A 21,433-nucleotide genomic window follows, 5' to 3' on the forward strand; every position below is an offset into this window, starting at 1 on the left:
CTAACGATTGGTTAGTACCGTCGACGACGAAACTACACTGGGTTCGGACGCGTGTGGAGGAGGTGTGATGGAGCAGACGGCAGAGCAGCTCGCGGCCGACGTGTTCAGCCGGAACTGCACCTCCCGGTCGGTGCTGGAGCACGTGACCGGCAAGTGGGCGGTGCTCGCCCTGGCCGCGTTGCACGCCGGCCCGCACCGGTTCGGCGAGCTCCGCCGCCGGGTCGACGGGGTGAGCGAGAAGATGCTGTCCCAGACCCTGCAGGTGCTCGAGCGGGACGGTCTGGTGCACCGGGAGGTCCGCTCGGCCATCCCACCGCACGTCAAGTACACCCTCACCCCGCTGGGGGCCGGGCTGGCACCCCGGCTGCTGGACCTGATCGGCTACGTGGAGGACGTGATGCCGCAGGTCGTCGCGGCGCGGGAGGCGCACGGCGCCACCTGAGGGCGGGGCGAGGGGTGCCTGTGTGGCGCGTGCGGCGTGTCACTGGAATCGAACGTGTGTTCGGTCTACCGTGGCGTCCACAGGCCCGGTGCTCGTCCACAGATGAGCGCGGCCGGGTGGAACTGTCAGACCCACGTCCTAGCGTCGGCGACGACCCGCACACAGCGACATCCGAAGGTGGCCACCATGGCAGCAACGCTCGACCGCGACAAGGCCCTCGACATGGCCCTCGCCCAGATCGACAAGCAGTTCGGCAAGGGCTCGGTGATGCGGCTGGGTGACTCGCCCGAGGTCGCCATGAAGGTCATCCCCACCGGCTCGGTCGCCCTCGACATCGCCCTCGGCATCGGTGGTCTCCCGCGCGGCCGGGTCATCGAGGTGTACGGCCCCGAGGCCTCCGGCAAGACGACCGTCGCCCTGCACGCCGTGGCCAACGCCCAGGCGCTGGGCGGCATCGCGGCCTTCATCGACGCCGAGCACGCCCTCGACCCCGAGTACGCCCGGGCGATCGGTGTCGACACCGACGCGCTGCTGGTCAGCCAGCCCGACACCGGTGAGCAGGCGCTCGAGATCGCCGACATGCTGATCCGCTCCGGCGCGCTCGACGTCATCGTCATCGACTCGGTCGCCGCCCTGGTGCCCCGCGCCGAGATCGAGGGCGAGATGGGCGACAGCCACGTCGGTCTGCAGGCGCGGCTGATGAGCCAGGCGCTGCGCAAGATCACCGGTGCGCTGAGCAACTCCGGCACCACCGCGATCTTCATCAACCAGCTGCGCGAGAAGGTGGGCGTCGTCTACGGCTCGCCCGAGGTCACCACCGGTGGTCGCGCGCTGAAGTTCTACGCGTCGGTCCGCCTCGACGTGCGCCGCATCGAGACCCTCAAGCAGGGCACCGAGGCGGTCGGCAGCCGGGTGCGGGTGAAGGTCGTGAAGAACAAGGTCGCCGCCCCGTTCAAGCAGGCCGAGCTCGACCTGCTGTGGGGGACCGGGTTCAGCCGCGAGGGCAGCTTGATCGACATCGGCGTCGACCAGGGCATCATCCGCAAGTCCGGTGCCTGGTACACGTACGAGGGCGACCAGCTCGGCCAGGGCAAGGAGAACGTCCGCGGCTTCCTGCGCGACAACCCGGACCTGGCCGACGAGATCGACAAGAAGATCAAGGAGAAGCTCGGCATTGGCCCGACGCTGGACGCGCCGGCGGCTGAGCCGACCGACTTCTGATCCGCCCGGTGTCCGACACGCTGTTCTCCGACGGCGTCCCGGACGGCGGGGCGCCCGCTGACGAGGGCGGGTCTGCCGGCGACCGACGAGGTCGCCGGCAGACCGGCCGCTCCCGCGGGCGGGACGGAGAGCGCCCCGGGGATCGCCGGGCCACGCGCGGTCGTCCGTCGACGGCGGACGACGCCGATGCCGCGGTCCCCGGGAGCACCGAGGACGACATGGGCGACCCGGAGGCGGTGGCCCGCGCGGTGTGCCTGCGGGCCCTCACCGGGGCGTCGAAGACCCGCAAGCAGCTGGCCGACCTGCTGGCCCGCCGCGGTGTCCCCGAGGACGCCGCGACCCGGGTGCTCGACCGGTTCACCGAGGTCGGGCTCATCGACGACGCCGCCTTCGCCGCCGCGTGGGTGTCCTCCCGGCAGTCCGGGCGCGGACTGGCCCGCCGGGCCCTCGCCGCCGAGCTGCGCGCCAAGGGGGTCGACGGGGAGGTCGCGTCGGCCGCGGTGGCCGAGGTCGACCCGCAGGACGAGTGGGACGCCGCCCGTCGTCTCGTCGAGCGCAAGCTCCCCTCGATGCGCCGCCTCGACCGGGTCACAGCCGAACGCCGCCTGGTCGGCATGCTCGCCCGCAAGGGCTACGGCGGGGGACTGGCCGGCTGGGTGGTGCGCGAGGCCCTGGACGCCCGTGAGCAGGACGACCTGACCGCCGACGAAGCCGCTGAGCCGGCCGAGGGCCAGACCCCCGAGGACGAGACCCCCGGGGAGCGACCGGCGGAGCACGCCGGGATCCGGCGCCGCGGTGCGTCCCGTCCCGACGGCCTGGACGGCGTCGGCGACGGCCTCGAGGTGGGGGAGGGGCGCGCCCGGTCCCTCGGCCGGCCGGCCGGCGTACCGCCCGGCACGTGGGTCGACGACCTCCCCTGACAGCTCTCCGGCGCGGGTGCCCTGCCCCGCTCCCGCCGCCGGTGCCGCAACACGACAGAGCCGGTGCGACCCCGTGGTCGCACCGGCTCTGTCCCGTCCGCACTGCCGTGGGGCCGGACCGGGGTGTGCCCCGTCCGGCCGCGACGGAGGTCAGCGCGGGGTCGTGAGGCTCGTCTCCGCGGTGCGGTCGAGCCAGGCGCTGACGTCCACGGCCACGCCGTCGGCGGCCTCGTCGTCCGGCACCAGCCAGCGACGGCTGCGCTCCTGGCCGGAGCGGAGCCAGCGCTGGATGAGCGCGTCGAACTCCGACATCGACAGGTACTTGCCCAGGTCCGGGGAGACGACCGGGCCGATGAACGTCACATCGCACTCCTTCCCACCGGGGTAGCGGAGCACCACCCGGCAGCGCGAACGACGGTGGCGGGCCGGCGGCACCGCCTCACGGACGATCGCCTCATCGGCGCCGGCGGCACGAGCGAAGCTGGCAGCGGACGAGCGCAGACGGCTGACGAAGAGCTGAGCCGTGTCGGCCATGTCGACGTCCATCTCGAAGTGCGCGGCGGGGGGAGCGATGGTCACGATCCATTTCTCGGCAGGACCCGGCTGCCGCGGGATCGGCTGAACCTGACAAGTCGAGCTCCGCGATCGAGCGGTTGCTGGCCTGTCGGCGCGGGCCCCCGGCTGCTCCCACGCTCCGCTGCAGCGCCCCCCCGAACAGCACGACGGCCCGCACGCGGTGCGTGCGGGCCGTCGAGGGGGTGCTCAGCGGCTGCGGTCGGGGCCACCGCCCGGGACGACCACCGGCGTGATCTCGTCCGGCAGCCCCACGGGACCGACGGCGCGCGCCTTGCGGTCCTTGCGCGTGCGCCGCTCCACCAGCCGGGCGATGGAGGAGATGAGCAGGTTCACCAGGATGTAGATCACGGCGGCGGCGACGTAGAACTGGAACGAGTACGTGTTGCCGAAGAACTCGACCAGGCTGCGGGCGGTCCGCAGCAGCTCGGAGTAGGTGACGATGTAGCCCAGCGACGTGTCCTTGAGCAGCACGACGAGCTGGGCGATGAGCACCGGCAGCATCCGGCGCACCGCCTGGGGCAGCAGCACCGTCGTCATCAGCTGGGACTTGCGGAGCCCCAGTGCGTAGCCGGCCTCCCACTGGCCGCGGGCGACGGACAGGATGCCCGACCGGAAGATCTCCGCGAGCACCGACATGTTGTAGAGCACCAGGCCGAGGAGCAGTGCCGCGAACGGGCTGACCGGGGTGCCGATCGCCGGGATGAAGATGAACGAGAACAGGATCAGCAGCAGCAGCGGGACCGCGCGGAAGAACTCGACCACCACCGTGACCGGCCGGCTGATCCAGCGGCGGTCCGAGAGCCGGCCGATGGCCAGCAGCGCCCCCAGCACGGTGGCCAGCACCATGCCGATGACCGCGACCTGCAGGGTGCGCCCCAGCGCCCGCAGCAGCGCCTGCGGCACCTCGGTGCGGGGGTCGAACAGGACCGCCCAGCGGTCGCCGTCCAGCTGGTCGTTGACCACCAGCCGCCAGACGGCCAGCGCGACGAGGCCGGCGACGACGAGCGCCCCGACCGCGGTCAGCACGCGGTTGCGGGCGCGGGCCTTCGGACCGGGGATGTCGTAGAGGAGGGAGCTCACCGGGGCCTCCGGAGGTCGAGAGGGGCGGTCACCGGAGCACGGCCAGTCGTCGCTCGAACCGGCTGACGGCCCAGCCGGAGGGCAGCGTGATCACCAGGTAGCCGAGCGCGACGCCGAGGCCGATCCACACCAGCGCCCCGGCGGTCGCGTTGGACAGCCGGCTGAGCACGGCGGTGAGCTCGGTGACCGCGAACGCCGAGGCGATCGAGCTGTTCTTCACCAGGGCGATCCACACGTTGCCCAGCGGCGGGATCACCGTGCGGATGGCCTGCGGGAGCACCACCTGGCCGAGCACCTGGCCGAAGGGCATGCCGAGCGCGCGGGCGGCCTCGGCCTGCCCCGGGGGGACGGCGTTGATGCCCGAGCGGATCGCCTCGCAGACGAAGGCCGCCGTGTACAGCACCAGGGCGAGCAGCCCGGACCAGAAGAAGCTGGGCAGCGCGAGGTCCAGCTGCGGCAGCCCGAAGGCCATGAAGAAGAAGACGACCGTCAGCGGGGTGTTGCGCACCAGCTCGACGTAGGTGTAGCCGAGCCCGCGCAGCGGCGCGGACGGCGAGACGCGCAGCCCGGCCAGCACCGTGCCCAGGACCATCGCGCCGATCCACGCCAGCACGGACAGCACCAGGGTCATCCAGAAGCCGCGCAGCAGGAGCGGCAGGTTGTCGATCAGGACGGACACGACCGCTCCTCCTCGGGCTCGGTGGTCAGGACGGAGCCGGGTGACGCCGCAGCGTCACCCGGCTCCGGATCAGGTCAGTACCGGTCGACGGCCGGCGGCTCGGGCGCCGGGGTGCCGGTGATCGCGCCGGCGGTGGCGTCCCACGCGGCCTCCCACGAGCCGTCCTCGAAGGACTCCTCGAGGACGTCGTTGAGGAAGTTCCGGAACTCCGTGTCGTCCTTGGTCAGGCCGATGCCGTACGGCTCCTCGGTGAACGGGTTGCCGACCAGCTCGAAGGCGTCGCCGCCGTTGGCCACCAGGCCGGTGAGGATCACGTTGTCGGTGGTGACCGCGTCGACCTGGCCGTTGGCCAGCGCGTCGGCGCACTTGGAATACACGTCGAACAGCGTCAACTGGGCCTGCGGGTAGTTGGTGCGGATGTTCTCCGCCGGGGTCGACCCCTCCACCGAGCAGACGTTCTTGCCGGCCAGGTCGTCCGGCCCGGCGATGCCCTCGGGGTTGCCCGCCGCCACCATGATGTCCTGGCCCGCGGTGTAGTACGGGCCGGCGAAGTCGACGACCTGCTTGCGGGCGTCGTTGATCGTGTAGGTGGCGATCACCAGGTCGACCGTGCCGTTCTGGATGAACGCCTCACGGTTGGCCGAGACGGTCTCGACGAACTCGACGCCGTCCTCGGGGATGCCGAGCTTCGCCGCGATGATCTTGCCCATCTCGACGTCGAAGCCCTCGGGGGTCCCCGACGGGTTGAGCAGGCCGAACCCGGGCTGGTCGAACTTGGTGCCGATGGTGATGCTGCCGGCCTCGTTCAGCTCGGCCATCGTGGTGCCCGCGGCGAAGGACGCCTCGGTCTCCACGGCGACGGTGTTCTCCGCCTGGTCGGCGGCCTGGTCGCCGGCGGAGCTGCTGCAGCCGGCCAGCACGACGCCGGCCGCGAGCGCGGCGGCATAGCGGGTGATGCGCATCGGGGGTCCTCTCGGTTGTGCGATGGGTCAGTGGTTGAGGATCTTGGAGAGGAAGTCCTTGGCCCGGTCGGACTCCGGGTGGGTGAAAAAGGTCTCCGGGTCCGCGGACTCGACGATCCGGCCGCCGTCCATGAAGACGACCCGGTCGGCCGCCCGGCGGGCGAAGCCCATCTCGTGGGTGACGACGACCATCGTCATGCCGTCCCGCGCCAGCGCGATCATCACGTCGAGGACCTCGTTGATCATCTCCGGGTCCAGCGCCGAGGTCGGCTCGTCGAAGAGCATCACCTTCGGGTCCATGGCCAGCGCCCGGGCGATCGCCACCCGCTGCTGCTGCCCACCGGAGAGCTGGGCGGGCACCTTGTCGGCCTGGTGCAGGACGCCGACCCGGTCCAGCAGCTCGCGGGCGCGCCGCTCGGCGTCGGCCTTGGACTGCCGGCGCACCTTGATCGGGCCGAGGGTCACGTTTTCCAGCACGGTCTTGTGCGCGAAGAGGTTGAAGCTCTGGAACACCATGCCGACGTCGCTGCGCAGCCGGGCGAGGTCCTTGCCTTCCTCCGGCAGCCGCTGGCCGTCGATGCTGATCTCGCCCTTCTCGATCGACTCGAGCCGGTTGATGGTCCGGCACAGCGTCGACTTCCCCGAGCCGGAGGGCCCGATGACGACGACGACCTCGCCGCGAGCGACGGTCAGGTCGATGTCCTGCAGGACGTGCAGCTCGCCGAACCACTTGTTGACGCCGGACATCCGGACGAGAGGCTCTGCGGTCGCGCTGGTCACGGTCTCGGACACTAGGTGCCCGTGATCCCGACGACGTCGCCGGTCCATCACGAAGCTGTAACGAAGCTGGGCGCCGACCGTGGGTTCCCGGCCGCCGTGTCGGCTGGACCACCGTCGGACCCGGCTGCGGCGGGCCGCCGCGACGGGCTCCGTACGATCAGGTGGTGAACGGCAAGACCTACCGGGTCCGCACGTACGGCTGCCAGATGAACGTGCACGACTCCGAGCGCCTGTCCGGACTCCTGGAGCAGGCCGGCTACACCGCCGCCAGTGAGGACCAGGACCCCGACGTCGTCGTGCTCAACACGTGCGCGGTCCGGGAGAACGCCGACAACCGGCTCTACGGCAACCTCGGTCATCTGCGTCCGGTCAAGGACGCCCACCCGGGCATGCAGATCGCCGTCGGGGGCTGCCTGGCGCAGAAGGACCGCGGCGAGATCGTCCGGCGCGCCCCGTGGGTCGACGTCGTCTTCGGCACCCACAACGTCGGCTCGCTGCCCGCGCTGCTGGACCGGGCCCGGCACAACGCCGAGGCGCAGGTGGAGATCAAGGAGGCCCTCGAGGTCTTCCCGTCCACCCTGCCGGCCAAGCGGGACTCCGCCCACTCCGGCTGGGTGTCCATCAGCGTGGGCTGCAACAACACCTGCACGTTCTGCATCGTCCCGGCGCTGCGCGGCAAGGAGAAGGACCGCCGTCCGGGCGAGATCCTGGCCGAGGTGCAGGCGCTGGTCGACCAGGGCGTGCTCGAGGTGACGCTGCTCGGCCAGAACGTGAACGCCTACGGCGTGGAGTTCCGCGACCGGGGCGCGTTCGCCGACCTGCTGCGGGCGACCGGTCGCATCGAGGGGCTGGAGCGGGTGCGGTTCACCAGCCCGCACCCGCGCGAGTTCACCGACGACGTCATCGAGGCCATGGCCGAGACCCCGGCGGTCTGCCACCAGCTGCACATGCCGCTGCAGTCCGGTTCGGACGACGTCCTGCGCCGGATGCGACGCGGCTACCGGCAGGAGCGCTACCTCGGGATCATCGACCGGGTCCGGGCCGCGATGCCCGACGCCGCGATCACGACCGACGTCATCGTGGGCTTCCCCGGCGAGACCGAGGCGGACTTCGAGCAGACCCTCCACGTCGTCCGGCAGGCCCGGTTCGCCAGCGCCTTCACGTTCCAGTACTCCAAGCGCCCGGGCACCCCGGCGGCGGAGATGGACGGGCAGCTGCCCAAGGAGGTCGTCCAGGAGCGCTTCCTGCGGCTCACCGCGCTGCAGGACGAGATCAGCTGGGCGGAGAACCGGGCGCAGGTCGGCACCCGGGTCGAGCTGCTGGTGGCCGCCGGGGAGGGCAGCAAGGACGCCGTGCGCGGCCGGCTGTCCGGCCGGGCCCGCGACGGGCGGCTGGTGCACTTCACCGCGGCGGACGGCGTCCGTCCCGGGGACGTCGTCGAGACCGTCGTGACCCAGGCGGCGCCGCACCACCTCATCGCCGAGGGGGCGCTGGTCTCGCACCGGCGCACCCGCGCCGGCGACGCCGCCGAGGCGGGGACCCGGCCGAGCACGCCCGGCGTGCTGCTCGGCATGCCGAGGATCGGCGCGCCGGTCTGAGTGAGGACCCTGTCGCGGGGCGGGGGTTCAGCGGCGGGCGAGGAGGTGCACGCGCGGCACCTGCTCGGTCTCCCTAGCCGGCTCGCGGAGCAGCCGGGCGTGGACGGTGAACCCGGCGCCTGTCAGAACGGCCGCCAGGTCGTCGGCGTGCGGCCAGCAGTAGTCCAGCGCCACCGCGTGCCCGAACGCCTCCGCGCGGTGCCGTTGCCCACCGCCCACCTGCGAGGCGACCAGCAGCTGCCCGCCGGGGCGCACCACCCGGTGCAGCTCGCGGAGGGCGGCCGGCAGCTCCGTCGGCGGGAGGTGGATCAGCGAGTACAGCGCGACGGCGGCGGCCAGGGACCCGTCCGGCACGTCCAGCGCGGTCAGCGACCCGACCTCGAACCGCGGTGCCGGCATGGTGGCCCGGGCGAGGGCCACCATGCCGGGGGAGAGGTCGACGCCGAACACGTCGAGTCCCAGCCCCGTCAGGTGCGCGGTGACGTGGCCCGGGCCGCAGCCCAGGTCGGCGACCGGGCCCCCGCCGGCAGCCAGCACCAGCTCGGCGAACGCGGCGTACAGCGCCCGCTCCAGCGGCATCCCGGCCAGCTCACCGCAGAACGCCGTGGCGTAGTCGGCCGCGATGGCGTCGTAGGCGTCCCGGGTCCGGGTGAGGTGCGACGGCTCGGGCACAGCACCGGACGGTAGGGGAGAGCACCGACGGTCCCCGGAATGCACGCGGGGCCCGCCCGGCTGACCGGACGAGCCCCTCGCGTCGACCCCTACCGGCGGGAGGACTTCTCCGCCTCGGCCAGCCACTCCCGGCGGGTGGCCAGGTTGGCCTCCGCCTCGCTGATCCGCCGGGCGTTGCCCGCGGCCTGCGCCTTGGCGAGCTGGTCCTCGGCCTTGGCGACGGCCTGCCGCATCGAGGTGAGCAGCGGGTTCTCCGGCTCCACCCGCGGGCGGACCGAGTCGACCGCACCGCGGATCCGCTGCTCGACGGCTCGCATCCGGTCCTCCAGCTGACGCATCGCCCCGCGGGGCACGTGGCCGATCGCGTCGTACCGGTCCTGGATCTTGCGCAGCTGGGCCTGGGCGCTGCGCAGGTCCTTGCTCGGGTCGATCCGCTCGGCCTCGGCCAGCAGCTCCTCCTTCTGCTGCTGGTTGGCCACCTCCTGGCTGCTGCGCTGCTGGTCGTGGGCGGAGCGGGCGGCGAAGAAGACGTCCTGCGCGGCGCGGAACTTCTTCCACAGGTCGTCGTCGGTGTCCCGCCCGGTGCGCGGCACGGCCTTCCACCGGTCCATCAGCGAGCGCATGGCCGCGCTGGTCGGGCCCCAGTCGGTCGACGCCGACAGCCGCTCGGCCTCGGTGATGAGCTCCTGCTTGGCGGCGCGGGCCTCCGCGCGCTGCGAGTCGAGCTGGGCGAAGTGCGCGCCCCGGCGGCGGCCGAAGGCGTCCCGCGCGGCCGCGAAGCGCTGCCACAGCGCCTCGTCGGTCTTGCGGTCGATGCCCTTGATCGTCTTCCACTCCTCGACGATCGCCTTGAGCCGGTCGCCGGCCGCCTTCCACTGCGTGGACTCCGCGGCGATCTGCTCGGCCTCGGCGGCGAGCGCCTCCTTGCGGGCGATCTGCGCGGCGCGCTGGGCCGCCTTCTCCCGCCGGTTCGCCGCCACGGCGGTGTCGGCCATGCTGACCATCGCCCGGGCGCGCATCGCCAGGTGGTCCAGGTCGCCGACCACGGACGCGGTGAGGATCGTCTCGGCCAGCGCCTCGGCCTTGGTGCGGATCTCGGCGGGGTTGCCCGTGTGGGCCGCCAGTCGGGCCTCGAGCAGGGCCACCTCGGTGGCGAGGTCGTCGTAGCGGCGGCCGTAGTGGGCCAGCCCCTCGGCCGGGTCGCCGGCCTGCCACGAGCCGACCGCGCGCTCGCCGGCCTCGGTGGTGACGTAGACGGTGCCCTCGTCGTCGACCCGGCCCCACTGCGTCGGGTCGGACACCGGCACGGACGGGATCACGGTCGGCGTCTCGCCGCCCCCGGCGTGCGAGTGGTGGGCGGCGTCGCTGAGCGCGGCGTCGGCCGGGGTCGGGGCAGCGGGCGTGCCGCCGGAAGCGGTCACGGCCTCGGCCGTGTGCCGCCCGGTGGAGGCCTCGGCGTCCGGGGTCTCCGCAGCGGGAGCCTCGGCGTCCGGGGTCTCGACGGTCGGTGCCACGCCGTCCGGGGCCACGGTGGTGTCCGGGGTGGCGGTGGGGTCCGGGGTCTCGATGATGTCCGGGGTCCCGGGAGCGTCGGGCGTCTCCGCGGGGGCGTCCTGCGGGACGGCGGCGTCCGGGGTCGCCGCCAGCGGGCCCTCGTCCACGGGGGCCACAGCGGTCACCTCGTCGCCGGCCGGGCCCTCGGCCCCCATCTCCACGGGGGCGGGATCGCTGGTGGCGGGGACGTCGCCCGTGGCGCCGTCCGGGGTCGCCGACAGGGGCCCCTCGTCCACCGGCGCGACCTCCGTGACCGTCAGGTCGGGGCGCTCGTCGGGGGCGGCGGCGGGCTGCTGCGTCCGGTCTCCGGTGTTCTCCGTGCTCGACACGGCAGGAAGTCTCCCACGATGCATCCGCGACACTCCCTGGCGTGAGACCTCCTCGTCCGGTCACGGTGGCCTTCTGCCCGCAGCCGCCCCTCCTGCTGCCCGCCGTGGCCGGTGCGCCGAGCCCCGAGCTCACCGTGGTGCGGGCCGCGGTGGACGCGGCCGTGCACACCGTGCTGGCCGACCGGCCGGAGGTGGTGATCGTCGTGGGCGACGACGTGGACGGCGTCCGGTTCGGCCCCGGGGACGCCGGTGACCTGCGCGGATTCGGCGTGGACCTGGAGGTCCCGTTCGCCGGCCGGGTGCGCCCGGGCGGACGGCGGATCCCGCTGCCGCACCTGCTGGGGGCCTGGCTGCTCGACCGGGCGGGCCACGGCGGGCCCCGGCTGGGCGTGGCTCCCGGCGACCTGGGGACGGCGCTCGGCGCCGTCCCGGGCCCGGTCGGCGTGCTCGCCATGGGCGACGGGTCGGCGCGGCGCAGCGAGAAGGCGCCCGGGCACCTCGACCCCGCCGCGGCGCCGTTCGACGCGGCCGTCGCGCAGGCGCTCGCCACCGGGGACGCCGCCGCGCTGGCCGCCCTCGACCCGGACGAGGGCGCCCGGCTGCTCGCCGCCGGCGTACCGGTGTGGCGGGCGGTGGGCGCGGCGCTCGCCGGCGCGGAGGTCTCCGCGGAGCTGCGCTTCGACGGGGCACCGTTCGGTGTCGGCTACCTGGTCGCCGACTGGCGGGTCCGATGAGCGGTCAGGCGCCACCGGTCGTCGCCGTCGTCGGCCCGACCGCCACCGGCAAGACCGCCCTCGCCGTCGCGCTGGCCCACCGGCTCGGCGGGGAGGTCGTCAACGCGGACTCCATGCAGCTCTACCGCGGCATGGACATCGGCACGGCCAAGCCCACCCCGGCCGAGCGGGAGGGCGTGCCGCACCACCTCATGGACCTCTGGCACGTGCGGCAGCCGGCCTCGGTGGCCGAGTACCGGCAGCGGGCCCGCGCGGAGGTCGACCGGCTCCGCGCGGCGGGCGTCGTCCCGCTGCTGGTCGGCGGCTCCGGCCTGTACGTGCGGGCGGTGCTCGACGAGCTCGACTTCCCCGGCACCGACCCCGACGTCCGGGCCCGGCTGACCGGCGAGCTGGCGGCCGAGGGCCCCGCCGCGCTGCACGCCCGCCTGGCCGCCGTCGACCCGGCGGCCGCCGCGGCGATCCTGCCCGGCAACGGGCGGCGCGTGGTGCGGGCGCTGGAGGTGATCGAGCTGACCGGCGCGCCGTTCGCCGCCCGGATGCCCGATCCGCGGCCGCACTACCCGGCGGTCGTCGTGGGGCTGGACCGGGAGCCCGGCGAGCTGGACGAGCGGGTGGCCCGGCGGGTCGACGCGATGTGGGCGGCCGGGTTCGTCGACGAGGTGGCCGCGCTCGCCGCGGACGGTCTGCGGGAGGGCCCGACCGCGTCCCGGGCGCTGGGCTACGCGCAGGTGCTCCAGCAGTTCGACGGCACGTTGACGCCGGAGCAGGCCCGCGAGCGCACCGCGTCCACGACCCGCCGCTTCGTCCGCCGCCAGCGCTCCTGGTTCCGCCGCGACGCGACGACCCGGTGGTTCGACGCGGGCCGTCCCGGCCTGGTCGACGCGGTGGTCGCGGAGATCACCGGCCGTACGATCGAGCGGTGAGCGACAGTTCCGGTCCCCGGGTCCTCCTCGGTCACGGCACGGAGAACGACTTCGTCGTCCTGCCCGACCCCGAGGGCGTGACCTGGCCGGAGTCCGTGCTGGACGCCGAGCTGGTGCGCCGGTTGTGCGACCGCCGCGCGGGCCTGGGCGGCGACGGGGTGCTGCGGGTCGTCCCCAGCCGCTGCGTGCCCGACGCCCTCGCCGTGCTCGGCGAGGCGCTGCCGCAGTGCACCTGGTTCATGGACCACCGCAACGCCGACGGCTCGACCGCGGAGATGTGCGGCAACGGGATCCGGCTGTTCCTGCACGTGCTGCTCACCGAGGGACTGCTGGACCGGGAGACCGCCGAGGCCGGCGTCCTGGTCGGCACCCGCGGCGGTCCCCGGCGGGTCGGTGCCTTGCCGGACGGCGGCTACTGGGCGGACATGGGCCCGGCCCGGCCGCTGGGGCCCAGCGGCGCCCGCGTCTCCGGCGTCGACTTCCCGGGTGTGGGGGTGTCGATGGGCAACCCGCACCTGGCCTGCCTCACCGACGTCTCCGTCGACTCCCTGGACCTGACCGTGCTGCCCGCGGTCGACCCCGCGCTGTTCCCGGACGGGGTGAACGTCGAGCTGGTCAACGTGCTCGCCGCCGGGGACGCCCCCGCCGGGGCGAGCGCGCACGTCAGGCTGCGGGTCCACGAGCGCGGCGTCGGGGAGACCCGCTCGTGCGGCACCGGGGCCTGCGCGGCCGCCTGGGCGGCGCTGGACGCCGGCGGCCGGACCACCGGGACCGTCGTGGTCGACGTCCCCGGCGGCCGGCTCTCGGTGGAGTTCGACGGGACGACGACGGTGCTCAGCGGCCCCGCCGTCGTCGTCGCCGCCGGCGTCCTCACCACGGAGTGGCTGGGCTCCTGAGCCCGCTCAGGGCTTCGCCGCGCCGCCCGCCGCCGCGTCGTTGTCGCCCGGGGCGTCGCCGTCGGCACCGCGCGGAGTGCCGCGACCGGTGTCCTGGTCCGCACCGCCCAGCGGGTTCCGCGGCGGGTCCAGGCCGATCGGGTCACGCCCCGGGTCGTCGAGCTCGCCGTCGGCGTTGCGCTGCGGATCGGTCATCGTCGTCCTCCTCGTGCGGTCGATCGGGCCCCGACGCCTACCCGACCGCCGGCGGTCCAACCTGCGGCACCGCGGCGGGGTGCGTCGCGTCCAGCTCGTCGGGGAGGTCCCGCATCCGCGTCAGCGGGGACAGCAGCACCGGCAGGGCGGCGACGAACTGGCCCGCGACGGCGATCCAGAGCGCCGGGACGACGCCCAGCCAGGTCGCGAGGACGCCGCCGAGCAGCCCGCCGATCGGCATCGTGCCGAACACCAGGAACCGCACCGAGGCGTTCATCCGGCCGAGCAGCGCGGGCGGGCAGAGCCGCTGCCGGAAGCTCACCTGGGTGACGTTGTAGACGATCACCGCGAAGCTGCTCACGAACCAGCCGCCGACCAGCAGCGGCACGGGAGCCGCCAGGTCGGCCGCCGGGACCGCGGCTCCCGCGGCGGCGAACAGCAGCGCCGACGCCGGGATGGTCCGCCCCTCGCCGAACGACCGGGCGACACGGCTCGCGACGACCGCGCCCACCACGCCGCCCATCGCGCCGGCGGAGAACACCAGCCCGACCGTCGACTCGGACAGGCCCAGCTCGCGCAACGCGAACAGGACCAGCAGCGCGGACGTGGCGGAGCCGGCCAGGTTCGCCAGGCCGGTGCAGGCGACCATCCGGCGCAGCAGCGGGTGGTGGACGACGAACGACAGCCCCTCGGCGATCTCCACACGCAGCGGCCGCCGGGCGGCCCGGTCGGGCACCACGTCGACGTGCCCGATCCGGCCGATGAACCCCGCGGACAGCAGGAAGGAGAGGGCGTCGGCCAGGAGCAGCAGCGGAGCGCCCAGCACCCGCAGCAGGACCCCGGTGATCCCGGGGCCGGCCACCTGGGCGACCGCGCGGCTGGCCTCCAGCTTGCCGTTGCCGTCGACGATCTGGTCGCGCGCGACCAGCGTGGGCAGGTAGCTCTGGTAGGCGACGTCGAAGAAGACGGTGGCCGTGCCGGTGACCGCGGCGACCACGAACAGCTGGGCGAGGGTGACGACGTCGAGGGCGTACGCCAGCGGCAGCGTGCCCAGCGCGGCCGCGCGGACCAGGTCGTTGGCCACCAGGACCCGCTTGCGCCGCCAGCGGTCCACCCAGGCGCCGGCCGGCAGCCCGATCACCAGGAAGGCCAGCGTCTCCAGGGCGGTCAGGACGCCCATCTCCAGCGGGGTCGCGGCGAGCACGCCCACCGCCAGCACCGGCAGCGCGAGCAGGGTGATCTGCGTGCCGACCTGGCTCACCGTCTCCGCGGCCCACAGCTGCCGGAAGTCGCGGTGGTGCCAGAGAGAGCTCACGACCGGCAGCCTCGAGCACTGATTGGGAAGTGTCAATCACTGCTTTAGGCTGTGCCGTGTGAGCGAGGACGCGGCACCGCGGCTCGAGGGGGAACGCCGTCCGGCCACGGACGCCGAGGCGCGCGCGCTGGCCTCCGCCGTCCGGCTGCGGATCCTGCGGCTGTGCCTCCACCAGGCGCTGACCAACAAGGAGATCGCCGCCCGGCTGGGCAGGAACCCGGCCACCGTCCTGCACCACGTCCGCACCCTGGTCGACGCGGGGTTCCTCGCCGCGGACGGAGAGCGCCGGGGCGCCCGCGGTGCCCGGGAGGTGCCCTACCGGGCCACCGGCAAGAGCTGGCTGATGGACGGCGCGGGCGGCCGGGGGCCGGGGTCGGACGTCGTGCTCGCGGCGTTCCTTCAGGAGGTCGCCGCCGCGGGCGAGGAGCACCTGGAGAGCACCCGCCTGGGAGTGCAGCTGGCGCCCGCGGCGATGGAGGAGCTCCGCCGCCGGTTGTACGGGCTGCTGGACGAGTACGCCCGCCGTCCCGCCGATCCCGACGGGGAGAAATGGTCGCTGTACCTCGGGATGCACCCGGAGCCCTGATGCGTTGTACCCGGCGATGACAACAGAGTCGATGACGACAACTCACTCGCCCCGTTCCGAGGGGCGTGCCACGCTGGACGCGATGACGACAGCCCCTGAGAGCGCACGACCCACCCCCGCCGGGTGGGACGGCCCCGACGACACCACCGGCTCCTACGCCCTGGAGGAGCGCGGCGCGCTCCGCCGCGTGGCGGGGCTGTCCACCGAGCTCGCCGACATCACCGAGGTCGAGTACCGCCAGCTGCGCCTGGAGCGCGTCGTGTTGGTCGGTGTCTGGACCGAGGGGACGGCGGCCGCCGCGCAGCGCTCGCTCGCCGAGCTGGCCGCGCTGGCCGAGACCGCCGGTTCCCAGGTGCTGGACGCGTTGATCCAGCGCCGCGACAAGCCCGACGCCGCGACCTACGTGGGCTCCGGCAAGGCCAACGAGATCCGCGACATCGTCGCCGCGACCGGCGCGGACACGGTCATCTGCGACGGTGAGCTGACCCCCGGCCAGCTCAACCAGCTGGAGAAGGTGCTCAAGGTGAAGGTGGTCGACCGGACCGCGCTGATCCTGGACATCTTCGCCCAGCACGCCACCAGCCGGGAGGGCAAGGCCCAGGTCGAGCTGGCCCAGATGCAGTACATGCTCCCGCGGCTGCGCGGCTGGGGTGAGTCGATGAGCCGGCAGGCCGGTGGCCGGGTCGCCGGCGGTGGCGGCATCGGTACCCGCGGTCCGGGTGAGACGAAGATCGAGACCGACCGGCGCCGCATCCGGGCCCGGGTGTCGAAGCTGCGCCGGGAGATCGCCGGCATGGCCACGGCCCGCGCCACGCAGCGGTCCAGCCGGTCGCGCAACGCCGTCCCCAGCGTGGCGATCGCCGGCTACACCAACGCCGGCAAGTCCAGCCTGCTCAACCGGCTCACCGACGCCGGTGTGCTGGTCCAGGACGCGCTGTTCGCCACCCTCGACCCGACGGTCCGCCGGGCAGAGACCCCGGACGGGCTGGAGTACACGCTCACCGACACGGTCGGCTTCGTGCGGCACCTCCCGCACCAGCTGGTCGACGCGTTCCGGTCGACGCTGGAGGAGGTGGCCGACGCGGACCTGCTGCTGCACGTCGTCGACGGCTCCGACCCCGACCCGATCGGCCAGATCAACGCGGTGCACACCGTGCTCGGCGAGATCGACGCGAGCGCGGTCCCCGAGCTCATCGTGGTCAACAAGGTCGACGCGATGAGCGAGGAGGACGTCCTCCTGCTGCGCCAGGCGCTGCCGAACGCCATGTGGGTCTCGGCCCGCACCGGCCAGGGGATCGAGGCGCTGCGGGACGTGGTCGCCGCGCGGCTGCCGCACCCGCAGGTCGACGTCGAGGTGCTGCTGCCGTACTCCCGCGGTGACCTGGTCGCCCGGGTGCACCGCGACGGCGAGGTGCTCGAGGAGCGGCACGAGGACGACGGCACGCGCCTGGTCGCGCGGGTCGAGCCGGTGCTGGCCGCGCTGCTGGACGACTTCACCGCCCCTGTCGCGGGCGTGTGACGCGTCCTCCCGGCGTCCCGCCCGCGCGGCAGGACGCCGGGAGGATCACGGGCAGGTCACGGCCCCGGTACCGTGAGGCCGTGACCCCCGGTGCGGTACGGCAGACGGCGGAGCCCGCCGGTGGCCCGTCCGTTCCCGCGGGCACCCGGGTGATCGGCGTCGGCCGGCCGGCCTGGTGGGCCCTCGTGCTCTCCGCGCTGGCCACCGTGGGCATCACCGTGGAGCTGCTCAGCCGGGGCTGGCTGGAGCGGATGGACCTGCGGGTCTCCGAGGTCGTCAGCGACTGGGACCTGCGCAACGGCGACGCCTACTGGCTGGTCTGGGCGTTCACGCAGACCGGTGGCCGTGGGTTCATCCTGATCGTCCTGACGGTCCTGGTCGGCTGGCTGCTGGTCCGCGAACGCACGGTCGTCCCGCTGCTGCGGGTCCTGCTCGCGCTAGCCCTGCTCACCGCGGTGGTCTACGCCTTCAAGTGGGGCACCGGTCGCACGGCGCCGGCGTTCCCGGGGTCCTTCTTCCACCGGGACGGTGCCAGCTACCCCTCGGGCCACGTCGCGAACGCGGTGCTCATGTGGGGCGTCGCCCGCTGGCAGGCGGTCGAGTTCGCCCTGGCCGCCTGGGTGCAGCGCGTCTTCTGGGCACTGAGCGTCTTCGGGCCGCTCGCGACCGGCGTGGCGATGGTCGCGCTGGACTTCCACTGGGTCACCGACGCGGTGGTCGGCCTGACCGTCGGGCTGCTGCTGTTGGGCGTGGTTCACGCACTCGACGCAACCCTGCTGTCACGCTGGGTTCGTGCCCGCGCAGGCCGAGCCCCCGTCTGACCGCGCCGCGCGCCGACTGCGGTCCGGCGGCGCGGCGCTCGCCGTGCCGTTCGTCCTGCTGCTGCCCCCGGGGCCGGCGTCCGCGGACACCACGGCGTCGGCCTCGTACGGTGCCGCCGTCACCCGCTGCGAGATCACCGATCCGCGGCTGCCGGAGCTGTCCGGCCTCGCCGGCGCCGGCGAGTCGATGCTGGCCATGAACGACGGCGGAGACCGGGCCCAGGTGTTCGTGCTCGACGGCGCGTGCGCGGTCGGCGACGTGCGCTCGGGCGAGGTCGACCCGTACGACCCCGAGGACCTGGCGCTGGGTGCCGACGGCACGCTCTGGGTGGCCGACACCGGTGACAACGCGCAGACCCGGGGGACGGTCGCGCTCATCGGCCTGCGCACCGACGGCTCGAGCACCCTGACCCGGCTGACCTACCCCGACGGTCCGCACGACGCCGAGGCGCTGCTCCTGGCCCCCGACGGAACGCCCTACCTGGTCACCAAGGAGGTCCTCGGTGCCAGCGGGGTCTACCGGCCCGACGGGCCGCTCACCGACGGTGCCACGGTGGGGATGACCAAGGTGCTGCAGCTCGGGCTGACCCTCACCGGGACCCCCGGAGGCCCGGTCGGCCGGGCCGGCCAGCTGATGGTCACCGGGGGAGCGGTGTCCGCTGACGGGCAGCGGATCGCCCTGCGGACCTACACCGACGCCTACGTCTGGGCGTTGTCCGGCTCCGACGTCGCCGGCGCGCTCGCGGGCGAGCCCGTGCGCGTGGCCCTGCCGGACGCGCCGCAAGGGGAGGCGATCGCCTTCGCCGCGAACAGCCGGGACCTCCTCGTGGCAGGGGAGGGTCTGCCGTCCCCGATCACTCTGGTCCCGGCCGGAGCGGCTCCCGCTCCCGCCCCGGCCGCGGCCGGTACCGGGTCGCCGGCCGCTCCCGTGGCGGACCTGGTGCGCGACGTGTCGCCGTGGACGGCCGGCATCATCGCCGCGGTGGTCGCGACCGTGCTCGTCTGGGTCGGGGGGAAGCTGCGCCGCCGCAGGGAGTGACCCACGGCGGCGCGACCCGCCTGGTGCTCAGATGCGGCGCAGGACGCTGACCACGCGGCCGAGCACGGTCGCGTCGTCGCCGGGGATCGGCTCGTACGCCGGGTTGTGCGGCAGCAGCCAGACGTGCCCGTCGCGGCGCTTGTAGGTCTTGACCGTCGCCTCGCCGTCGATCATCGCGGCCACGATCTCGCCGTTCTCGGCGGTGGGCTGCTGGCGCACCACGACCCAGTCCCCGTCGCAGATCGCCGCGTCGACCATCGAGTCACCGGCCACCTTGAGCATGAACAGGGTGCCCTCACCGACCAGCTCGCGGGGCAGCGGGAAGACGTCCTCGACCGCCTGCTCGGCCAGCACCGGACCACCGGCGGCGATGCGCCCGACCAGGGGCACGTAGGTGGCAGCCGGCGTGGCCGCCTCGTCGCCGCCGGAGCTGCCCGCCGCGGCCGGCCCCTCGGCCGACGCGTCGGCTCCCAGGGCGGCGGCGCTGTCGCCGGGGAGGCGGACGTCGAGCGCGCGCGGCCGGTTCGGGTCCCGGCGCAGCCAGCCCTTGCGCTGCAGCACCGACAACTGGTGGGCGACCGAGGAGGCGGAGGACAGCCCCACCGCCTCACCGATCTCGCGGACCGAGGGCGGGTAGCCGCGCCGCTCGATCGAGTCGCGGATGACCTCCAGGACGCGGCGCTGGCGCTGGGTGAGCCCGTCGCCGGCCTCGGCCCGGTCGGGGAAGGTGCGGACGGCGCCGCCCTGCTCCGCGGACCCGGTCTCGGCACCGGTCGCCGGCCCGGCGGCCCGCTTGCGGCGGGTGGGACCCGCTCCGCCGTCCGTCGAGCGGTTGTCGACCGCCATGACCCCTCCTCGTCCGGCTGCAGCCTGCGCAGCTCCCCGGCGACGGCCCGGCCGCTCCGTGCGCGGACGGGCTGCGTCGTCTCGATCGCACCCGAACGGTAGCGCCATCGGCGGCCGTCTTCAAACACCTGTTCGAAGGAGCGTCGTGTCGGCGCATTCCCGTCGGTGGAGTGCGGTAGACATCCCGCAGCGTCCGATTCGAACACCCGTTCGATCGAGTCACGTCCCGAGCGAGGAGTGGACCGATGGCCACCGTCCAGCGCAGTGTCGTCCCGCCGTCGCCCGTGCAGGCGTACGCCGGTCAGGTGTCGGTCGGGCGCCGCGACGCGGTCCGCCTGGCCCGGCGTCCTGCGCGTCCGGCCGGTGCGGCCGGGGGGCGGGGCGTCCGCGGCGGGGGCTGTGCCGCCGGCCGTCCACTGCCGGCCGGTGCCGGCCGGGAGTCGTGGGACCGGCCGCCGCTGCGCCTGACCCGGCGCGGGCGGCGCGTCGTCGCGGGGCTGTCCATCGCGATCGGGCTGGCCGTGGCCGTGGCGACCGCGATGGTCGTCGGCTCCGAGTCGGGCCCGGTGCTGCGGTTGGCCGGCGTCGAGACCGTGGTCGTGGAGGCGGGGGACACCCTGTGGGCCATCGCGGTGGACGCGGCGCCGGAGGAGGACCCCCGCGCGGTGGTCGACGCGATCCGCGACCTCAACGAGCTCGACGGGGTCGCGCTCGAGCCGGGACGGGTCCTGCAGCTCCCCTGAGCCGAGCCGCGCTCGCGGGGGCTCTCACGTCGCCCCGGTGGGACCGGCCGGAGCGGTGGACCGCGCCCGCGCGGCGCGCAGTGGGCCTGTGTGCGGCGGCTGGGACGGGCGTCGTCTGATGTGTCCGGAGAGACGGCTGCGCGACACGCCTCGTCCGGGCTTGCATACCCGTGGGGTCCGGCATACGGTTCCACCACAACATCTAGTGGTTACACGGATGGAAGTCGTCCACAACCGGTCCACACGTTCTCCCCGCGGCATCCACCGGATGTCCCCGGGTGGGTCCACAGGACGGGCCCACCCGGCCCGTTCCGCAGACAGTGCCATGAGGTCGCCCGCCAGCCGGCGCGACACCCGCGAGAGGGGATGAGTCGACGTGCGCTGCCCCTTCTGCCACAACCCGGACAGCCGTGTCGTCGACTCCCGCGAGACCGACGAGGGCGTCACCACCCGCCGCCGCCGGTCCTGCCCCGGCTGTGGCCGGCGGTTCACCACCGTCGAGGAGGCGGTGCTGGCCGTCGTCAAGCGCAGCGGCGTGACCGAGCCGTTCAACCGCACCAAGGTGATGGCCGGGGTGCGGCGGGCCTGTCAGGGGCGGCCGGTCGGCGAGGACCAGTTGCAGCTGCTGGCCCAGCAGGTCGAGGACGCCGTCCGCGCCACCGGTGCGGCCGAGGTGCCCAGCCACGAGGTGGGGCTGGCGATCCTCCGCCCGCTGCGCGAGCTGGACCAGGTCGCCTACCTGCGCTTCGCCAGCGTCTACCACGCCTTCGACTCCCTCGAGGACTTCGAAGAGGAGATCACCGAGTTGCGCGCCCGGCACCTGCCGGGCGGCACCCCACCGCTGCCCGGCATGCAGCCGGACCTGCCGGCCCCGCGCCGGAAGGGCGGCGGCCGGGGTCAGACCACCCCCTCCGGCGACGCCGCCGGCCCCTGAGAACTGTCAGTACCAACCGCTACACCAGTCAGGCAGCACCCGTCGCGGCGCTTCCCCCGCCGCAGCCCC

General features: G+C 74.2%; 23 protein-coding genes. 13 read left to right on the forward strand and 10 right to left on the reverse strand.

All coding sequences use genetic code 11. The features are described 5' to 3' along the window. Window positions 1–67: 67 nt before the first annotated feature. From HK417_RS15270 to HK417_RS15280, 3 genes are all read left to right on the forward strand, one after another. Window positions 68–442 (forward strand): winged helix-turn-helix transcriptional regulator, encoded by a 375-nt coding sequence (locus HK417_RS15270; RefSeq protein ID WP_222267937.1) that lies wholly within the window; start codon window positions 68–70, stop codon window positions 440–442. A gap of 186 nt (window positions 443–628) precedes the next feature. After that, window positions 629–1,663, forward strand: a complete 1,035-nt coding sequence (gene recA, locus HK417_RS15275) for a recombinase RecA (protein ID WP_222267939.1) — start codon at window positions 629–631, stop codon at window positions 1,661–1,663. 8 nt (window positions 1,664–1,671) lie between these two features. Beyond that, complete coding sequence (locus HK417_RS15280) at window positions 1,672–2,583, forward strand: regulatory protein RecX (protein ID WP_308123609.1); 912 nt, start codon at window positions 1,672–1,674, stop codon at window positions 2,581–2,583. Window positions 2,584–2,733: 150 nt separating this feature from the next. On the opposite strand, the gene HK417_RS15285 is transcribed toward HK417_RS15280, so the two are convergent. The 5 genes from HK417_RS15285 to HK417_RS15305 form a co-directional block, all read right to left on the reverse strand. After that, window positions 2,734–3,162, reverse strand: a complete 429-nt coding sequence (locus HK417_RS15285) for a hypothetical protein (RefSeq protein WP_308123610.1) — start codon at window positions 3,160–3,162, stop codon at window positions 2,734–2,736. A 183-nt stretch (window positions 3,163–3,345) separates the two neighbouring features. Beyond that, window positions 3,346–4,239 carry an amino acid ABC transporter permease gene (locus HK417_RS15290; RefSeq protein ID WP_222267941.1) on the reverse strand — a complete coding sequence of 298 codons (894 nt, stop codon included), beginning with the start codon at window positions 4,237–4,239 and terminating at the stop codon, window positions 3,346–3,348. A 28-nt stretch (window positions 4,240–4,267) separates the two neighbouring features. After that, a complete protein-coding gene (locus tag HK417_RS15295) occupies window positions 4,268–4,918 on the reverse strand; it encodes an amino acid ABC transporter permease (RefSeq protein WP_222267943.1) in 651 nt (216 codons plus the stop codon). A 74-nt stretch (window positions 4,919–4,992) separates the two neighbouring features. Continuing rightward, complete coding sequence (locus HK417_RS15300; RefSeq protein WP_222267945.1) at window positions 4,993–5,880, reverse strand: glutamate ABC transporter substrate-binding protein; 888 nt, start codon at window positions 5,878–5,880, stop codon at window positions 4,993–4,995. A 27-nt stretch (window positions 5,881–5,907) separates the two neighbouring features. Further along, complete coding sequence (locus tag HK417_RS15305) at window positions 5,908–6,627, reverse strand: amino acid ABC transporter ATP-binding protein (RefSeq protein ID WP_222268064.1); 720 nt, start codon at window positions 6,625–6,627, stop codon at window positions 5,908–5,910. A 197-nt stretch (window positions 6,628–6,824) separates the two neighbouring features. Here HK417_RS15305 and miaB point away from each other — a divergent pair, with 197 nt between their 5' ends. Beyond that, the gene (miaB, locus tag HK417_RS15310; protein ID WP_439957927.1) at window positions 6,825–8,258 is read left to right on the forward strand and encodes a tRNA (N6-isopentenyl adenosine(37)-C2)-methylthiotransferase MiaB; all 1,434 of its coding nucleotides are present in this window, start codon (window positions 6,825–6,827) and stop codon (window positions 8,256–8,258) included. A 27-nt stretch (window positions 8,259–8,285) separates the two neighbouring features. On the opposite strand, the gene HK417_RS15315 is transcribed toward miaB, so the two are convergent. Further along, window positions 8,286–8,930 carry a class I SAM-dependent methyltransferase gene (locus HK417_RS15315; protein WP_222267949.1) on the reverse strand — a complete coding sequence of 215 codons (645 nt, stop codon included), beginning with the start codon at window positions 8,928–8,930 and terminating at the stop codon, window positions 8,286–8,288. An 89-nt stretch (window positions 8,931–9,019) separates the two neighbouring features. Next, a complete protein-coding gene (locus tag HK417_RS15320; RefSeq protein ID WP_308123611.1) occupies window positions 9,020–10,813 on the reverse strand; it encodes a DUF349 domain-containing protein in 1,794 nt (597 codons plus the stop codon). 41 nt (window positions 10,814–10,854) lie between these two features. Here HK417_RS15320 and HK417_RS15325 point away from each other — a divergent pair, with 41 nt between their 5' ends. From HK417_RS15325 to dapF, 3 genes are read left to right on the forward strand one after another with little or no spacing between them, the layout of a single operon-like run. Beyond that, window positions 10,855–11,547 carry a hypothetical protein gene (locus HK417_RS15325; RefSeq protein WP_222267953.1) on the forward strand — a complete coding sequence of 231 codons (693 nt, stop codon included), beginning with the start codon at window positions 10,855–10,857 and terminating at the stop codon, window positions 11,545–11,547. Then, complete coding sequence (gene miaA, locus HK417_RS15330) at window positions 11,544–12,470, forward strand: tRNA (adenosine(37)-N6)-dimethylallyltransferase MiaA (protein ID WP_222267955.1); 927 nt, start codon at window positions 11,544–11,546, stop codon at window positions 12,468–12,470. The genes HK417_RS15325 and miaA overlap by 4 nt, the downstream gene beginning before the upstream one ends. Continuing rightward, window positions 12,467–13,366, forward strand: a complete 900-nt coding sequence (dapF, locus tag HK417_RS15335; RefSeq protein ID WP_222267957.1) for a diaminopimelate epimerase — start codon at window positions 12,467–12,469, stop codon at window positions 13,364–13,366. Before miaA ends, dapF begins: the two co-directional genes overlap by 4 nt. A gap of 6 nt (window positions 13,367–13,372) precedes the next feature. On the opposite strand, the gene HK417_RS15340 is transcribed toward dapF, so the two are convergent. Then, a complete protein-coding gene (locus tag HK417_RS15340) occupies window positions 13,373–13,561 on the reverse strand; it encodes a hypothetical protein (RefSeq protein ID WP_222267959.1) in 189 nt (62 codons plus the stop codon). A 37-nt stretch (window positions 13,562–13,598) separates the two neighbouring features. Further along, window positions 13,599–14,876 carry an MFS transporter gene (locus tag HK417_RS15345; protein ID WP_308123612.1) on the reverse strand — a complete coding sequence of 426 codons (1,278 nt, stop codon included), beginning with the start codon at window positions 14,874–14,876 and terminating at the stop codon, window positions 13,599–13,601. Between the two features lie 58 nt (window positions 14,877–14,934). Between HK417_RS15345 and HK417_RS15350 the strand changes: the two genes are divergently transcribed. From HK417_RS15350 to HK417_RS15365, 4 genes are all read left to right on the forward strand, one after another. Further along, window positions 14,935–15,462 carry an ArsR/SmtB family transcription factor gene (locus HK417_RS15350; RefSeq protein ID WP_222267961.1) on the forward strand — a complete coding sequence of 176 codons (528 nt, stop codon included), beginning with the start codon at window positions 14,935–14,937 and terminating at the stop codon, window positions 15,460–15,462. Between the two features lie 82 nt (window positions 15,463–15,544). After that, on the forward strand, window positions 15,545–16,981 hold the full coding sequence (hflX, locus tag HK417_RS15355; RefSeq protein WP_261326839.1) for a GTPase HflX: 1,437 nt from the start codon (window positions 15,545–15,547) through the stop codon (window positions 16,979–16,981). Between the two features lie 80 nt (window positions 16,982–17,061). After that, the gene (locus HK417_RS15360) at window positions 17,062–17,802 is read left to right on the forward strand and encodes a phosphatase PAP2 family protein (RefSeq protein ID WP_308123613.1); all 741 of its coding nucleotides are present in this window, start codon (window positions 17,062–17,064) and stop codon (window positions 17,800–17,802) included. Beyond that, the gene (locus HK417_RS15365; protein WP_222267965.1) at window positions 17,774–18,841 is read left to right on the forward strand and encodes a hypothetical protein; all 1,068 of its coding nucleotides are present in this window, start codon (window positions 17,774–17,776) and stop codon (window positions 18,839–18,841) included. Before HK417_RS15360 ends, HK417_RS15365 begins: the two co-directional genes overlap by 29 nt. Window positions 18,842–18,868: 27 nt before the next feature. On the opposite strand, the gene lexA is transcribed toward HK417_RS15365, so the two are convergent. Further along, entirely contained in the window at window positions 18,869–19,687 is an 819-nt protein-coding gene (gene lexA, locus HK417_RS15370; RefSeq protein WP_222267967.1) for a transcriptional repressor LexA, read from the reverse strand. A 245-nt stretch (window positions 19,688–19,932) separates the two neighbouring features. Here lexA and HK417_RS15375 point away from each other — a divergent pair, with 245 nt between their 5' ends. Both HK417_RS15375 and nrdR read left to right on the forward strand, forming a co-directional pair. Beyond that, on the forward strand, window positions 19,933–20,430 hold the full coding sequence (locus HK417_RS15375; RefSeq protein WP_222267969.1) for a LysM peptidoglycan-binding domain-containing protein: 498 nt from the start codon (window positions 19,933–19,935) through the stop codon (window positions 20,428–20,430). A gap of 376 nt (window positions 20,431–20,806) precedes the next feature. Beyond that, window positions 20,807–21,364 (forward strand): transcriptional regulator NrdR, encoded by a 558-nt coding sequence (gene nrdR, locus HK417_RS15380; protein ID WP_222267971.1) that lies wholly within the window; start codon window positions 20,807–20,809, stop codon window positions 21,362–21,364. Window positions 21,365–21,433 lie beyond the last annotated feature (69 nt).

Origin of the sequence: Modestobacter marinus (genome assembly GCF_019799945.1) — a bacterium.
GTDB lineage: Bacteria > Actinomycetota > Actinomycetes > Mycobacteriales > Geodermatophilaceae > Modestobacter > Modestobacter marinus_B.

Coding starts and splice junctions, on each gene's coding strand:
- hflX (WP_261326839.1), top strand. CDS start 15,545: ATGACGACAGCCCCTGAGAGCGCACGACCCACCCCCGCCGGGTGGGAC.
- recA (WP_222267939.1), top strand. CDS start 629: ATGGCAGCAACGCTCGACCGCGACAAGGCCCTCGACATGGCCCTCGCC.
- HK417_RS15270 (WP_222267937.1), top strand. CDS start 68: ATGGAGCAGACGGCAGAGCAGCTCGCGGCCGACGTGTTCAGCCGGAAC.
- HK417_RS15305 (WP_222268064.1), bottom strand. CDS start 6,627: ATGTCCGGCGTCAACAAGTGGTTCGGCGAGCTGCACGTCCTGCAGGAC.
- HK417_RS15375 (WP_222267969.1), top strand. CDS start 19,933: ATGGCCACCGTCCAGCGCAGTGTCGTCCCGCCGTCGCCCGTGCAGGCG.
- HK417_RS15340 (WP_222267959.1), bottom strand. CDS start 13,561: ATGACCGATCCGCAGCGCAACGCCGACGGCGAGCTCGACGACCCGGGG.
- lexA (WP_222267967.1), bottom strand. CDS start 19,687: ATGGCGGTCGACAACCGCTCGACGGACGGCGGAGCGGGTCCCACCCGC.
- miaA (WP_222267955.1), top strand. CDS start 11,544: ATGAGCGGTCAGGCGCCACCGGTCGTCGCCGTCGTCGGCCCGACCGCC.
- HK417_RS15300 (WP_222267945.1), bottom strand. CDS start 5,880: ATGCGCATCACCCGCTATGCCGCCGCGCTCGCGGCCGGCGTCGTGCTG.